Genomic DNA, 14,076 nt, shown 5'->3' on the forward strand with positions numbered 1-14,076 from the left:
GTGCACGGTCGTCCGTTCGTCCGGTCGTCAGACTTCGTACGCGGCGCCGGGCACGGGGGCGCCGTGCGGCGGGCCGGGGGTCGGGGCGGTGGCGGCGGTGGCGGTGTCGACGGCCGCGGCCTGGTCGGCGACGGTGCGCAGGTCGAAGAGCCGGCCGACCCGGACGGCACCGGGCCAGGCGCGTTCGAGGCGCAGGTGCAGGTCGACCACCCGGTGCGAGTTGCCGCCCACGGCGAAGAAGTCGTCCTCGGGGCCGAAGTCGCCGTGTCCGAGGACCTCGGTCCAGAAGCCCGTCACCACCTGCCGGGCGCCGCCGTCGCCTGCCGCCGCCACCGGCGCCGGCTCCTCGGGCAGCAGCGCGCGCAGCGCCCTGAGGTCGGCCTTGCCGGACGGCGCGAGCGGGAAGGCGGCGACCCGGACGAACCGCTCCGGCACGGCCGGCCCGCCGACCAGGGCCGCACAGTGCGCGATCAGGTCGCCGGTGGCCGGAGCGGGCGCGCCGGGATCGGCCGGGGCCCAGAAGGCGGCCAGCGCGGTGCCGCCGTCCGGCGCGGCGACGGCGAGCACGGCGGCCTGCCGGACGGCGGGGTGGCGTTCCAGCGCCGCCTCCACCGCCTCCCGCTCGACCCGGACGCCGCGCACCTTGAGCTGCCCGTCGGCCCGGCCCCGGAACACCAGGGCCCCGGTGGCGTCGGCGGCGGCGAGGTCGCCGGTGCGGTACATCCGGGCGCCGGGGGCGGTGGCGAACGGGTCCGGGACGAACCGCAGCGCGGTCTCCCCTGCTCGCCCGGCGTACCCCTCGGCGACCTGCGGGCCCGCCGCGTACAGCTCGCCGGCCCGCCCGGGCGGCACCGGGGCCAGCCGCTCGTCCAGCAGGTGGATCCGGGCCCCCGCGGTGGGCCGTCCGATCGGGACGGGGTCGGCCGGTGCGGGCGGGACGGGGTGGGCCACCACGGTCACGGTGGTCTCGGTGGCGCCGTACTCGTTGAGCAGCCGGGTGCCCGGCAGGGCGGCCCGGTGCCGTTCGGCCTGCGCGGCCGGCAGCGCCTCCCCGCCGAGGATCCACCGGCGCAGGTGGGCGTCGGCGCCGGCCAGGTGCGGCAGCATCAGCCGGTGGAAGGAGGGCGGGCAGACCGCCACCTCGACCCGGTGGCGCCGGACCAGCCCGGCGGCCGCCTCCGGGTCGGGCAGCGCCCGCTCGTCCGGCAGCACCGCGGTGCCGCCGCCGCAGAGGGTGTGGAACAGCATCAGCAGCGGCCCGTCCCAGGAGAGCCGGGAGGCCGTGAAGGTGGTCGCGGCGGGGTCCTCGTCGCGGGAGGCGACCAGCTGGGCCAGCGCGCCCCGGGAGACCAGGACGGACTTGGGCTCCCCGGTGGTCCCCGAGGTGGTGACGGCGTAGGCGGGCGCGTTCGGGGGCACCGCGGCGTCCGGCCGCCCGGCCACCGCGACGGCACCCGCCTGCGCCGCCTCCGCCACTGCCGTGACCGGCTGCCCGCAGCCGGCCGTGAGCTCCCGGACGGCGGCGGGCGGGGTGGCCGGGTCACCGTCGTCGTACACCAGGACGGCGCAGCCGCTGTCGCGCAGCAGCCCGCGGACCATCGCGGCGGGCCGCTCGGGCTCCAGGACGCACCAGGCCGCGCCCAGCCGCAGCGCGGCCAGCATGCCGACGACGGTGCGCACGCCCTGGCGCCGGTACACCAGGACGACCTGGCCGGGGGCGGCCCCGGCGGCGGCCAGCCGGTCGGCCAGCACCCGGCTCCCGACGTCGAGTTGACGGTACGTCAGCCGATCACCGCCGACCACGACGGCGATCCCGTCGGGCACCGCGCGGAACCGCTCCCGGATCAGGTCGAGCACGTCGGGGGCCGGCCGGCCGGCGGTCACGGGCGCGCCCCGTAGGCGTGGAAGCCCAGCCCGGTCTTGCGGCCGAGGTGTCCGCGCCGCACCAGGTCGAGCAGCAGCTCGCAGGGCCGGTAGCGCTCGTCGCCGGTGGTCTCCAGCAGGACGTCGAGGGTGTCCACGATGGTGTCCAGCCCGATCAGGTCGGCGGTGCGCAGCGGGCCCATGGCGTGGCCGAAGCACTCCTGGAAGATCAGGTCGACGGTCTCCGCGCTGGCGACGCCCTCCTGCACCCGGGCGGCCGCGTCGTTGACCATCGGCATCAGCACCCGGTTGGAGACGAACCCCGGCGCGTCGAGGACGACGTGGGCGCTGCGGCCGACCCCGGCGAGCAGCGCGAGGGTGGTCTCCAGGGTCCGGGCGGTGGTGGCGGGGCCGCGGACGACCTCGACGGTCTCCTTGAGGTAGGCGGGGTTCATGAAGTGGGTGGCGAGCACCCGGTCGGCCCGGTCGGTGTAGGAGGCGAGCCGCGCGACCGGGATGGCCGAGGTGCAGGAGGCGAACACCGTGGCGGGGGCGCAGACCCGGTCGAGCTCCCCGAGCACCTGCTCCTTGACGGCGAGCCGCTCGGAGGTGCACTCGACGACGAATCCGACCTCCGCGAGCCGATCGAACTCCTCCGTCCAGTCGATCAGTTCGGCCGTCCGCTCCGCCGACGGGCGGTCCTCGCCCGGGGCCGGTCGGCGGCCGAGCAGTCGGGCGGCGCGTAGGCCGTCGTTCAGCCGGCGGGGACCGGCGTCGAGGGCGGCGCGGTGCCGGTCGACGACCACCACGGGGTGCCCGGCCGAGGCGAAGACCTGGGCGACGGCGGTGCCCATCGTCCCGGCGCCGACGACCCCGACCGGGATCCGCCCGACGGCCCCGGCCGTCGAGGCGGGCGTGGCGGTCCCGGCGGTCGAGGGGGTCGCGGCGGTCTCGGGGCCCTGACTGTCTTGCGGGTGCACGGCGTCCTTCCTGGTCACGGCATGGTGCGCGGATCGTGGGGGCCGGGGGTCGCCCCCGGGCCCGGGGTGAGCAGCCGAAGGTGGCCCGGCGCCGGGGGCGGCGGGGCGGCGGCCGGGTAGCCGAGCAGCAGCCGGCCGCCCTCCTCCTGGCCGACCACGGTGAACCCGGCGAACCGGAGGTTCACCAGCATCACCCGGTTGACGTCGGTGGGGACGAACTCGGCCAGCGGGCGGCGTCCTTCGGCGAGGGCGGCGCGCACGACGTGGCCGATCAGCGCCGGCCCGACGCCCCGGGACATCACCCGGCAGGACAGCAGCAGCAGGCGCAGGACCTCGGCCGGCCCGTCCGGCCCGTCGCCCTCCCGGTGCCGGGTTCGCTCGCTCAGCGCGAGGCCGATGGTGCCGTACTCGCCGAACCGGTCGGTCAGTTCGGCGACCAGCACCCGGTGGTCGGGCGAGTCGCACAGCGCGCGCAGCTCCGCCAGGCCGTAGGTCCGGCCGGTGGTGTTGAGCTGGTGGGTGCGGACGGTGAGTTCGTGGGCCCGGGCGAGGTCGTCCGGCCTGGCCTGACGGATCGTCAACTCCAGGCCCAGCGATGCCAGGAACTCCTCGGGGGTGCCCTGGTGCTCCTCCCGGGCCTGCTCGCGGCGGGCCTCGCCGCGGTAGCGCAGGCGGCGCAGCCGGGCGTCGGCCGTGACGAACTCCGGCCGGAACTCCGGCCGTTCGGCCAGGACGGCGACCTCCTCGGCCGGGTAGCAGCGCACCACCGGGTGGGCGGCGGCCACCTCGGCGCGCTCGACCGGGTCGTTGTCGACGAAGGCGACGGTGTCCAGTCCGATGCCGATGGCCTCGGCGATCCGCCGCACCGCGCCCGACTTGGGCCCCCAGCCGATCTCCAGCACGGTGAACAGCTCGTGCAGTCCGAGCCGCTCCAGGTGGGCGGCGGCGATCGCCGGATCGCTGCGGCTGGCGACGGCGTGCAGGACGCCGCGCTCGTCCAGCGCCCGCAGCGCGGCGGTCGCGGCGGGGAACGGCGCGGGGTCGTCGCCCTCCAGCACGGTGCCGTCCCAGAGGGTGTCGTCGAGGTCCCAGACCAGGACCTTGACCGTCGGTCGGTCCGGCCCGGTCATCCGCGCACCCCCTGGCGCAACAGGCGCTCCGCGATGTGCAGTTCGGCGACCTGCGGGCTGCCCTCGATGATCTCCAGCACCTTGGCGTCCCGGTAGAACCGGCCCGCCCGGCTGCCGGGCTCGCAGCCCGCCGAGCCGAGGACCTGGACGGCCCGGTCGGCGACCGCCTTCGCCGCGCCGGCCGCCGCGTACTTGGCGACCACCGTCTCGGTGGCGGCGCCCAGCGGCGAACCGGCCCGGGCCTCGGCGGCCCGCTCGGCCAGCGCCCGGGCACCCGCCGCGTCGACGGCCGAGCGGGCGAGCAGCGAGCGCACCAGCTGGTGGTCGGCCAGCGGCGCGCCGCCCTGGACCCGCCGCGCGGCGTGCTCGGCGGCATCCGCCAGACAGGCCTCGGCCATGCCGACGCAGCCCCAGGCCACGGTGAACCTGCCGTGGTCCAGCGCCACCGCCGCGGTGTGGGTCAGGCCCAGCCCGGGCGGCGCCACCAGGTTCTCCCGGGGCACCCGCACCCGGTCGAAGGTGAGGTGGGCGATCCGCGCGGCGCGCAGGCCCAGTTGGCCGGTGACCGGCTCGCGGACGATCCCGGGCCGGTCGCCCTCCACCAGGACGGCCGTCGGGCCGGCGTCGGTGCGCCCCAGCACCAGGAACACGTCGGCGCTCTGCCCGAAGGTCACCCACCGCTTGGCGCCGGTGACGACCACCTGCTCGCCGTCGTCCTCGATCCTCGTGCCGACCTCGGCGAGCGCGCTGCCGGCCTCCCGTTCGGTGGCGGCGAAGCCGGCCAGGAGGTCGCCGGACGCCAGGGCGGGCAGCCAGTGGGCACGCTGCGCCTCCCCGCCCCAGCGCAGCAGCGCCGCGGCCGTCATGCCCTGGACGGTGAGCAGCGCGCGCAGGGCGCCGCAGACGCCACCCAGGTGCGCCACGGCCTCGCCCAGCTGGGCCGGGGTGGCGCCGGCGCCGCCGTGGCGTGCGGGCAGGTCGAGGCCGAGCAGCCCGGCGGCGGCCACCGCGCGGACGGCCTCGTCCGGGAGCGCGCCGTGTTCGTCCCAGCGGCCGGCCTCGCCCCGGACGGCGGCGGCGAGTTCGGCCGCGGCGTCGACCAGGGCGGCGGCCGGGGCGTCCTGGGTGGCGGGCCGGGTGGCGCTAGCCGCGGACGGCACGGCCGGCCCCCGTCTCCCCGCCGGTGGCCAGGCCGGCCCGCTTGCGCTCGACCAGCGCGGCGATCCGCTCGGCGGTGCGGAAGGAGTCCAGGTCGAGGTCGTCGACCTCGATCCGGATGTCGAACCGCTCCTCGACGAAGACCACCAGCTCCAGCGCGAACAGCGAGTCCGCGAGCCCCAGCGCGAAGTAGTCCTCGTCCGGTGCCACCGGCCGGCGCAGCGCGACGGTCAGGAACTCCCGTATCTCGATAGCCGTGTCGGTCACGCGGTGCTCTCCCAGGGTCCGATTTCCACCAGCAGCAGGTTCCAGGCCGCCACCGGGCTGACGTTGACCAGGACGACCCGGTCGCCCTCGGCCAGCCGCCCGTTCGCCAGCGCCGTCCAGAGGTTGAGGAAGACGTCGTTCGGCCCCAGGTGGCCGTACCGGGCCAGGTTCTCCCGGCACTCCGGCAGGAGTTCGACGCCCAGCGACTCCGCCAGGAAGCGGAGTCCGCCCGCCGAGAGGTTCTGGCTGGCGTATCCGGCGATGTCGGCGCGGTCCAGGCCGTGCCGCTTCAGCAGGCGGTCCAGGAGCGCGGTGAGCCGGTTCCTGGTCTCCACCGCGAGCCGGAAGGAGTAACCGGGCAGGTCCCGGCACTCCTCCTGCCAGCTCTCCCAGGGACGGTCCCGGTAGTCCACCCGGAAGAGGTCCCAGTACGCGCCGTTGGTCTCCTGGACCAGGTCCAGCACCCGCGCCGGGCCGGTGCGGGCGAGTAGCAGGGCCTGCCCGGCGTCGCCGTTGACGGTGACCGGGTGCCGGTAGCGGCCGGGGGTGGCCGGGGTGGACGCGTGGGCGACCAGGACGTGCCGGACGTCCGGGTCGGCGGCGAGCAGCCCGCGGGCGGCGAGCAGGGCCGGGCCGATCGAGACGCAGCCCAGGCCGCCCACCCCGAAGGTGACGGCCTGTTCGGCGCCGAGCCGGGCCTGCAGCCGGGTCGCCTCGGAGCTGAGCAGGGTCTCGGGGGCCCGGGAGTCGACGACGATCAGGGCGGACAGGTCCTGCGCGGCGAGCCCCGCGCGGGCGAGCGCGCTGCGGGCCGCCCGCTCGGCCAGCCCGGTCGGCCCGAGGTCGCGGTCGACGGCCACGGTGTCGATCCCGAGGCCGGCCAGGACGGTCCTGTGCTCGGCGTCCAGGCCCTCCACTTCCGGCAGCTCGCCGACCGGCACCCGGTGCTCCGGGAGGTGCCAGGCCGCCGCCCGGACCGCGAGCGGCGCGGGGGCGCCCCCCGTCCTCGTCGTCACCATGACGTGTCCTCACTTTCCGGTGTCTCTCGAACCACTCCGACCACTCCGCCGCGCTCCGTCCGGGGCCGCGCTCCGTCCGGGGCCGCGCTCCGTCCGGGGCCGCGGTTCAGGCGCTGCGCAGGCAGCCGTCCGCCGCCGACTCGGCGTAGGCCTCCCCCAGTTCGCGCACCGCCTCGGCGACGCCGCTGCGGGGCACCCCGGCGTAGCCCACCACCAGGGCCGGCCCGGACTGCCAGGACCGGTGGTGGTACGAGCGGGCGCCGCGCACCAGCACCGAGCGGCGCAGCGCCCGGGCCACCAGCGCGGCCTCGTCCACCCGGTGCGGGAGCTGGACGTAGGCGTGCAGGCCGGCGAAGGCGCCGATGATCCGGGCCCCGGGCAGCCGGCGGCGGACGGCCTCGTGGAAGACCTCGCGGCGGGCCCGCAGCCGTTCGCGCTGGCGCCGCAGGTGCCGGTCGAGCTCGCCGCTGTCCAGCACCTCGGCGAACGCGTGCTGGGTGAACACGTCGCAGCCGAGGTCCCGTTGGGCGCGGACCTCCTCCAGCCGACGGCGCAGCCGGGGCGGGGCGACCAGCCAGCCCAGCCGCATCCCCGGAGCCAGCGACTTGCTCGCGGTGCCCGCGTAGAGCACCCGGGACGGGGCCAGCCGCTGCAGTGCGGTGGGCCGGCGGCCGTGGTCCAGCCAGAGGTCGCCGTCGTAGTCGTCCTCGATGATCCAGCCGTCGACGTCCTCCGCCCAGCGGACCAGGGCGGCCCGCCGCTCGGCGCTGAGGACGGCCCCGGTGGGGAACTGGTGGGCGGGGGTGACCAGCACCGCGCGGGCGCCGGTGCGGGCCAGCGCGGCCACGTCGATGCCGTGCTCGTCGACCGGCACGGAGGGGCAGTCCAGGCCCGACTCGACGATGAACTGGCGCTGTTGAGGGTGGCACGGGTCCTCGACCGCGAGCGCGGTGAGGCCGGTGCGCGGCAGCGTGGCGCAGACCAGGCCGAGCGTCTGGGCGAAGCCGGAGACCACCATGACGTGCTCGGGGGTGGTGTGCACGCCGCGCGCCCGCCCGAGGTAGCGGGCGAGTTCGCCGCGCAGTGCCGGGACCCCGGACACCGGCGGGTAGCCGAGGTCGCGCGGGCCCAGCCGGCGCACGGCCCGCTGGTAGGCGGCCAGCCACTCGCGCTGCGGGAAGGCGGAGGCGTCGGCGCCGCCGGCCCGCAGGTCCCAGCGGACCACCGGGGCGGGGCGGGCGTCGCTGAGCAGGGTCGGCATCCGGGTGCCCCGGTCCAGGTGGGTGGCGACCCGGGTGCCCGACCCCCGGGTCGCCTCCAGGTAGCCGCCGGCGACGAGCTGCCCGTAGGCCTCGACGACGACGCTGCGGGAGACCCGCAGGTCCTCGGCGAGCTGACGGCTGGACGGCAGCCGGGTGCCGGGGTGCAGCGCCCCCTCGGCGATCTCCCGCTTGATGCCGTCCCGGATCTGGGCGGTCAGCGGGAGCACGTCCTCCCGCGCCACGTCGATCAAGGTGTTCCAGGGCATGCTTGGCTCCTCCTCCCCCGCCCCCGGCTCGCCCTAGCGTCCGGTCGGCTCGGCGTCCAGCAGCGCCCGCAGGCACGCGGCGCGGACGGCCCGGCCGACGGCCTCGCCCTCCTCGTCGGCGATGCCGACCCCCCAGTACGAGCGGGAGTCCACGACGACTTCGAGGGCGGCGGTGACGGCGTCCAGCGGTGCGCCGGCCCGGGCCACGGCGAGGCCCTGGACGACGGCGTCGAGCCCGTAGCCGGCCACCGCCCCGGCGGCCGCCCCGGGCGTCGCCACGAGTGGCTCCGCCTCCGGCAGGCCGGGCGCGACCTCGGTGCCCAGCGCCACGTACCGCTCGACGAAGTGCTCCCACAGCTGCTCGCCGGTGATCTCGCCGCCGAGCTCCTCGCAGACCGCCTGCATCTCGGCGGCGAAGTCGATCTGGAGCCGGCGCGGCAGTTCGATGCCGTGCTCGGTGCGCAGCAGGTGGGCGATGCCGCCCTTGCCGGACTGGGTGTTGATCCGGATCAACGCCTGGTAGTCGCGGCCGATGTCGCGCGGGTCGATGGGCAGGTACGGCACGTCCCAGACGTCCTGGCCGGACTCCTCGCGGGCGCGCAGGCCCTTGGCGATGGCGTCCTGGTGGGAGCCGGCGAAGGAGGTGTAGACGAAGTCGCCGGCCCACGGGTGGCGGGCGTGGACGGGCAGTTGGTTGCAGCTCTCGACGATCCGGCGGATGCCGTCGATGTCGCGCAGGTCCAGCATCGGGTCGACGCCCTGGGAGAACAGGTTCATGGCCAGGGTGACCAGGCAGACGTTGCCGGAGCGCTCGCCGTTGCCGAAGAGGGTGCCCTCGACCCGGTCGGCCCCGGCGAGGACCGCGAGTTCGGCGGCGGCGACGCCGCTGCCGCGGTCGTTGTGCGGGTGCACGCCGAGGATGGTGCGCTCGCGGTGCAGCAGGTTGCGGTGGGTGTACTCGATCCGGTCGGCGAACTCCTGCGGCGGGAACACCTCGACGGTGGAGGGCAGGTTGATCCGCAGCGTGTGCGCGGCCCGCGGGGCCCAGAAGTCGAGGACGGCGTTGCAGAGTTCGAGCGCGTAGTCCGGCTCGGTCTGGGTGTAGGACTCCGGCGCGTACTGCAGGTAGATCTCCGTGCCGGGGATCGAGTCCTGGAGCTTGAGGGCCTGTTCGGCGCCGTCGAGCGCCATGGCGGTGGTCTGCCGGCGGTCCTTGCGGAAGACCAGGCGGCGCTGGACCTCCGAGGTCGGGTGGAAGATCTGCAGGACGGCGCGCGGCACGCCCTCCAGGGCCTTGACGGTGCGTTCGATGAAGTCGCCGCGGATCGGCGTCATGACCTGGACGACGACGTCGTCCGGGATCGCGTCGGCGTCCACGAGGTGGCGCAGGAAGGCGTGGTCGTCCTGGGAGGCGGTGGGGAAGCCGACCTCGATCTCCTTGAACCCCATGTCGACCAGCAGGTCGAACATCCGCCGCTTGCGGGCGATGTCCATCGGGTCCGTCAGGGCCTGGTTGCCGTCGCGCAGGTCGACGCTGCACCACAGCGGGGCCTGTTCCGCGCGGCGGCCCGGCCAGCCGCGGTCGGGCAGGCCGACCGCCTCGTAGGGCCGGTACTTCCGGACCGGCATCGCGCTGTGGCGCTGGATGCCCTGGTCGCGGGCGGGTATGCCCTGCGGTGTGTCCGCGTCAGTGGGTTGAGCGGTCATCTCTCCTCCGCAACGGTGGTCTGGGGGGTCTTGTGGGGACGCTCGGTCAGGCGGGCCAGGTGCTGAACTGTCTCCTCCCGTAGAGCAGCGGCGGTGCGTCGCTGAGCTCGGTGATCCGGACGACCTCGCCGAAGACCATCCGCTGGCCGCCGACCGGGACCACCTGGCCGACCCGGCAGTCGGCCACCGCGTGGGCGTCGCGGACCAGGTGGGGTCCGCCGGCGCCGGGGGGCAGCCGCCAGGTGGTGGTGTCGAACCGGTCCGGGTCACCGGAGGCGAACAGTTCGGCGGTGCCGCGGCCGTCGGCGTGCAGCAGGTTCACCGCGAACGCGCCGCTCTGCAGCACGGCCTTCAGGGTCGGGCTCTCCGCCCGCATGCCGACCAGCAGCGTGGGCGGCTCGACGGTGACGCTGCACAGTGCGGAGCAGGTCATGCCCCAGGGCCGGGCCGTGTCGTCCAGCGAGGTGACGATGGAGACGCCGCTCGGGAAGCCGGCCATGAAGGTCCGGAAGTCGGAGGGGGTTGAGGTGACGAGTTCCACGTGATTCACCGCTCGACTGGGTAGGGGACCGGCGACGCGGTCCGGGGCGCGTCCGCGTCCGCCGTGCGCCGGTCGATGACCCACAGCAGCGGGCCGCTGAGCACCGTCGTGAACAGGGCCATCACGACGAGGGCGAGGAAGAGCGCCGGGGTGAGGATCCCGGCCTGGTAGCCCGTCTGGAGGACGGCGAGCTCGGTCAGGCCGCGGGCGTTGAGGAACACCGCGATCCGCATGCACTCCACCCGGGGCCGGCCGGCCGCCCGCGCGCCGAAGTAGCTGCCGACCAGCTTGCCGAAGATCGCGAGCACGACCGACAGGACGACGGCCTGCCAGGAGAACACGCTGAGCGGCGCCGAGGCGAGGCCCATGCCGGTCACCGTGAACAGCAGCGGCAGCACGAACCGGCCCCAGCCGCCGACGGTGTTGGCGGCCCTGGTCCAGGGCCCGGTCCCGCTGTCGCCCGGGAGGGCGAGTGCGACCAGGACGGCCCCGAGCACGTCGGTCAGGCCCAGCCGCGAGGTGGTCAGGGCGGCGGCCACCGCCGCGGCGGTGGTCAGCCCGATCGGCACCGCCACCGGGATCCGCTCGGCCCAGGCCCGGGGCCCCGGGAGGCCGCCGGCCCGGCGGATCGCCCACGCGCCCAGCAGGCCGACGACGAACACCAGGTACGGGGTGATCTTCCCGCCACCGTGCGAGAGGCCGACCGCGATCGCCAGCAGCGACCAGGTGACGGCGTCGATGGAGACCGCGACCGCCATGCAGAGCCGGCCGATCGCGGTGTTGAGCATGCCGCGGTCGTCCAGGATGCCGGCCAGCACCGGGACGGCGGTGACGGCCAGGGCGATCGCCAGCATCAGGACCAGCACCCCGGCCGGTGCGCCGCCGCGCAGGGCCGGGGAGCCGTCGGCCAGGACCCACGCGGCGAACGCCACGCCGCAGCCGAGCGGCAGCAGCAGCGAACCGGTGGCGGTCAGGGCGATGGTCCGCCCGCCGAGCCGGCTGCCGCCGGCCCGGATCTCGTGGACGGCGCCCACCAGGAAGAGCGCGAGGCCGAGGTGGCCCGCCTTCTCCAGGACGGCCCCGCCGTCCATGGTGGCCGGCTTCCAGTGCCACTGGCTCGCCAGCAGCGCACCGAGCAGGAGGCAGGCCATGATCTCGCCGACGATCTCAGGCTGTCGCAGCAGCTTGGCCAGGCGGCGTCCGAGCAGTGCCACGGGGACGAGCAGAGCGAGCGTCACCGCGGCCGGTACGTACGGAAGACTGTCCATGGTGCCTCCTTTCTCGGGGCGCGGACGGGTCAGTGCATCTGGGCGAGGTACTCGTACTGGCTGGGCAGGCGCTTCAGGAGCTCGGCCGACTGGTCGCTCAGCAGCTGGAACTCCTTCTCCGCGCGGGTGGAGTCCTGCAGGGCGAGCGCGGGCGGGGCCTTGAGCTCGATGCCGCCGAGACCGAGCAGCATGGCCAGGTAGGAGTAGGACTCGAACCCGTGGAAGTGCGGGAAGATGGTGGCCTCCGTCGGCGGCTTGGCCTTCCACAGCTCGATCCGCTCGGCCAGGCCGTCGGGCATCACCCGGGTCTTGGCGTCCCGCCAGTAGGCGTTGTCCTCGCGGGCCGCGGCCTTGTAGTGCAGGACGAGGAACTCCCGTACGCCGTCGATGGTGTTGCCGACGATGCGGTTGTAGGAGCGGCGCAGCCCCGGGTCCCAGGTGGCGTCCGGGAAGTGCTTGACCAGCTCCTCGATGCCCTGCTGGATGAAGAAGATGCCGGTCGACTCCAGGGGCTCGACGAAGCCGCTGGACAGGCCGATCGCGACGCAGTTGTTGACCCAGGCGTTGCGGGTGCGGCCGATCCGCATCTTGATGTGGTTGGCCTCCAGGCCCTCCGCATCCGGGCCGATCTGGGCGCGCAGCGTGGCCTCGGCCTGCTCGGGCGTCGTGTACTCGTCGGAGTAGACGTAGCCGGTGCCGATGCGGCCGAACAGCGGGATGGTCCAGATCCAGCCGGCGTCCGAGGCGGTGGCGGTGGTGCACGGGCGCAGGCCGCGCTTCTCCATGTCGACCGGGACGCGCAGCGCGACCGCGCGGTTGTTGGGCAGGGTGTCCTGGAAGGAGGTGAACGGCTCCTCCAGGGTCTGGTTGATCAGCAGGCCGCGGAAGCCGGTGCAGTCGAGGAACAGGTCGCCCTCGATCAGGCCGTGCTCCTTGGTGCGGACGCCGCTGATCCAGCCGCGCTCGTCCTGGACGACCTCGACGACGTCGTCCTCGATGTGCTTGGCGCCGCGCTCGGTGGCGTACTCGGAGAGGAAGTCGGCCAGCAGCGAGGCGTCGAACTGGTAGGCGTACGGGAACTGGGTGTCCTGCTCGGTGAGGGTGTCGCGCTCGGCCGAGTCGCCGCCCTCCTTGAAGTCCTGCTCGAAGAGGGTGCCGTCGAGGTAGCGCGGGGACTTCTCGGCGTCGCAGATCGCGGCCATCAGGAACACGTCCTGGTCGAAGCGGTCGCCGGAGCGGCTGTTCAGCCACCAGTCGGTGAGCGGGAGGCCGTCGACGACCCGGAGACGCTCGAAGGGGTGGTAGAAGTAGTGGCCCTTGCGCCGCCAGTTCTCGAATCGGATGCCCAGCTTGTAGGTGGCATTGCACTTGGGCATCCAGACGTGCTCCGGCAGGCCCAGGTAGTTGAAGAAATGCCGGACGGTACTGAAGGTCGCCTCACCGACCCCGATGGACTTGATTCGCTTGGATTCCACCAGCGTGACGGAAATGCGATCGCCGAATGCGGCGCGCAGGTACGAGGCGGCCATCCAACCGGATGTCCCACCACCGACGATGACGACGTTGCCCAGCATTCCTGACCCTCTCAGCGGTCGTTCAACCCGGAGGACCGGGCTGTCCCATGGCTCGAAATCCTCCGACAGCGGCGCCATCGGAAACAGGCTTTTAAGTCTCAGCGGAAACACGCACTCCAGCGCCGCCCGGGCCTTCGCCGAGAGTTTTCCGACATGCCGAACAGCTGGCACCCGATGGTCGGGGATGCCAACTGTTCGGCGGAAGTCGCCGGAATTCGGCGGGGTGGCGCGGGCCCGGACGGGCCGGCGCTCAGTCCCCGTCCAGCAGGTAGTCGTGCAGCAGCGAGATCACCCGGGCCCGCTGCGCGGTCAGGTAGAAGTGCCCGCCGGGCAGCACGTGGAAGGCGAACTCCTTGCCGGCCAGCGCCTCCCAGCCCCGGGCCCGCTCGACGCTCACCGTGACGTCGGAGTCCCCGGTGAACACCACGACCCCGCAGTCCACCGGGCGCAGCGCGGTGGGCCGGTAGGAGTCGATCAGCAGGTAGTCGTTGCGCAGGATCGGCAGGACCATCTCCCGGATGTCCGGGTCGTCGAAGATCGACATCTGGGTCCCGCCGTGGCCCGCGACGGTGGCGAGCAGGTCGTCGTCGCCGCGCGGCCGGGCGGCCGCCCGCCCGGCCGCCGCGTCACCGGTTCCGCTCGGCGCCTGCGGCGGCGGGTACCCGGAGAGCACCAGCCGGGCCACCGGGAGGCCGTGCGCGTGCAGCGACTGCACGGTCTCGTACGCGAGCAGCGCACCCATGCTGTGGCCGAAGACGACCGTCTCGACGCCGGGGCGGTCGGTCTCCAGCAGCGCCTGCGTCAGCTCGGCCACCAGGGTCTCGGCGTCGTCGACGAAGGGGTCCTCGATCCGCTCCTCCCGCCCCGGGTACTGGACGAGTTGGAGCTCGACGGCCGCCGAGAGGTGGTTGGCCCAGGGCCGGTAGAAGCCGGCGCTGCCGCCGGCGTGCGGCAGGCAGACCAGCCGCCGGGTCGCCTCCGGGCGCGGCCGGGGGATCACCAGCCAGGGTTGGTCGTTCACTCGGTCCCTTTCTGCCGTCG

At 74.8% G+C, this 14,076-nt stretch carries 12 protein-coding genes; all 12 read right to left on the reverse strand.

The genetic code is table 11. From position 1 onward, the window contains the following. Positions 1–27 precede the first annotated feature (27 nt). The 12 genes from P3T27_RS31580 to P3T27_RS31635 all read right to left on the reverse strand — a co-directional run bounded on the left by P3T27_RS31580 (position 28) and on the right by P3T27_RS31635 (position 14,056). Positions 28–1,884, reverse strand: coding sequence for a non-ribosomal peptide synthetase (locus P3T27_RS31580; protein ID WP_280684668.1), 1,857 nt, complete (start codon positions 1,882–1,884; stop codon positions 28–30). Beyond that, positions 1,881–2,861, reverse strand: a complete 981-nt coding sequence (locus P3T27_RS31585) for a 3-hydroxyacyl-CoA dehydrogenase family protein (protein ID WP_348534161.1) — start codon at positions 2,859–2,861, stop codon at positions 1,881–1,883. Before P3T27_RS31585 ends, P3T27_RS31580 begins: the two co-directional genes overlap by 4 nt. Further along, a complete protein-coding gene (locus tag P3T27_RS31590; protein WP_280684669.1) occupies positions 2,858–3,973 on the reverse strand; it encodes an HAD-IIIC family phosphatase in 1,116 nt (371 codons plus the stop codon). Before P3T27_RS31590 ends, P3T27_RS31585 begins: the two co-directional genes overlap by 4 nt. Next, positions 3,970–5,133 (reverse strand): acyl-CoA dehydrogenase family protein, encoded by a 1,164-nt coding sequence (locus tag P3T27_RS31595; RefSeq protein ID WP_280684670.1) that lies wholly within the window; start codon positions 5,131–5,133, stop codon positions 3,970–3,972. Before P3T27_RS31595 ends, P3T27_RS31590 begins: the two co-directional genes overlap by 4 nt. Continuing rightward, entirely contained in the window at positions 5,117–5,398 is a 282-nt protein-coding gene (locus P3T27_RS31600) for a phosphopantetheine-binding protein (RefSeq protein ID WP_280684671.1), read from the reverse strand. The genes P3T27_RS31595 and P3T27_RS31600 overlap by 17 nt, the downstream gene beginning before the upstream one ends. Then, positions 5,395–6,417, reverse strand: a complete 1,023-nt coding sequence (locus P3T27_RS31605) for a 3-oxoacyl-[acyl-carrier-protein] synthase III C-terminal domain-containing protein (RefSeq protein ID WP_280684672.1) — start codon at positions 6,415–6,417, stop codon at positions 5,395–5,397. The genes P3T27_RS31600 and P3T27_RS31605 overlap by 4 nt, the downstream gene beginning before the upstream one ends. Before the next feature lie 106 nt (positions 6,418–6,523). Further along, positions 6,524–7,945, reverse strand: coding sequence for a PLP-dependent aminotransferase family protein (locus P3T27_RS31610; RefSeq protein WP_280684673.1), 1,422 nt, complete (start codon positions 7,943–7,945; stop codon positions 6,524–6,526). A gap of 33 nt (positions 7,946–7,978) precedes the next feature. Next, positions 7,979–9,652 carry a 2-isopropylmalate synthase gene (locus P3T27_RS31615; RefSeq protein ID WP_280684674.1) on the reverse strand — a complete coding sequence of 558 codons (1,674 nt, stop codon included), beginning with the start codon at positions 9,650–9,652 and terminating at the stop codon, positions 7,979–7,981. 46 nt (positions 9,653–9,698) lie between these two features. Continuing rightward, positions 9,699–10,193, reverse strand: coding sequence for a flavin reductase family protein (locus P3T27_RS31620; protein WP_280684675.1), 495 nt, complete (start codon positions 10,191–10,193; stop codon positions 9,699–9,701). Positions 10,194–10,198: 5 nt separating this feature from the next. Further along, entirely contained in the window at positions 10,199–11,461 is a 1,263-nt protein-coding gene (locus tag P3T27_RS31625) for a cation:proton antiporter (protein ID WP_280684676.1), read from the reverse strand. Between the two features lie 29 nt (positions 11,462–11,490). Continuing rightward, positions 11,491–13,035 (reverse strand): tryptophan 7-halogenase, encoded by a 1,545-nt coding sequence (locus P3T27_RS31630; protein WP_280684677.1) that lies wholly within the window; start codon positions 13,033–13,035, stop codon positions 11,491–11,493. A gap of 250 nt (positions 13,036–13,285) precedes the next feature. Then, a complete protein-coding gene (locus tag P3T27_RS31635) occupies positions 13,286–14,056 on the reverse strand; it encodes an alpha/beta fold hydrolase (RefSeq protein WP_280684678.1) in 771 nt (256 codons plus the stop codon). Between the last annotated feature and the right edge of the window lie 20 nt (positions 14,057–14,076).

The organism is Kitasatospora sp. MAA19 (genome assembly GCF_029894125.1).
Taxonomy (GTDB): domain Bacteria; phylum Actinomycetota; class Actinomycetes; order Streptomycetales; family Streptomycetaceae; genus Kitasatospora.

What these genes read in the sequence shown, in the direction of transcription:
- P3T27_RS31605 (WP_280684672.1), bottom strand. Translation starts at nt 6,417, where the DNA reads ATGGTGACGACGAGGACGGGGGGCGCCCCCGCGCCGCTCGCGGTCCGG.
- P3T27_RS31590 (WP_280684669.1), bottom strand. Translation starts at nt 3,973, where the DNA reads ATGACCGGGCCGGACCGACCGACGGTCAAGGTCCTGGTCTGGGACCTC.
- P3T27_RS31615 (WP_280684674.1), bottom strand. Translation starts at nt 9,652, where the DNA reads ATGACCGCTCAACCCACTGACGCGGACACACCGCAGGGCATACCCGCC.
- P3T27_RS31630 (WP_280684677.1), bottom strand. Translation starts at nt 13,035, where the DNA reads ATGCTGGGCAACGTCGTCATCGTCGGTGGTGGGACATCCGGTTGGATG.
- P3T27_RS31610 (WP_280684673.1), bottom strand. Translation starts at nt 7,945, where the DNA reads ATGCCCTGGAACACCTTGATCGACGTGGCGCGGGAGGACGTGCTCCCG.
- P3T27_RS31625 (WP_280684676.1), bottom strand. Translation starts at nt 11,461, where the DNA reads ATGGACAGTCTTCCGTACGTACCGGCCGCGGTGACGCTCGCTCTGCTC.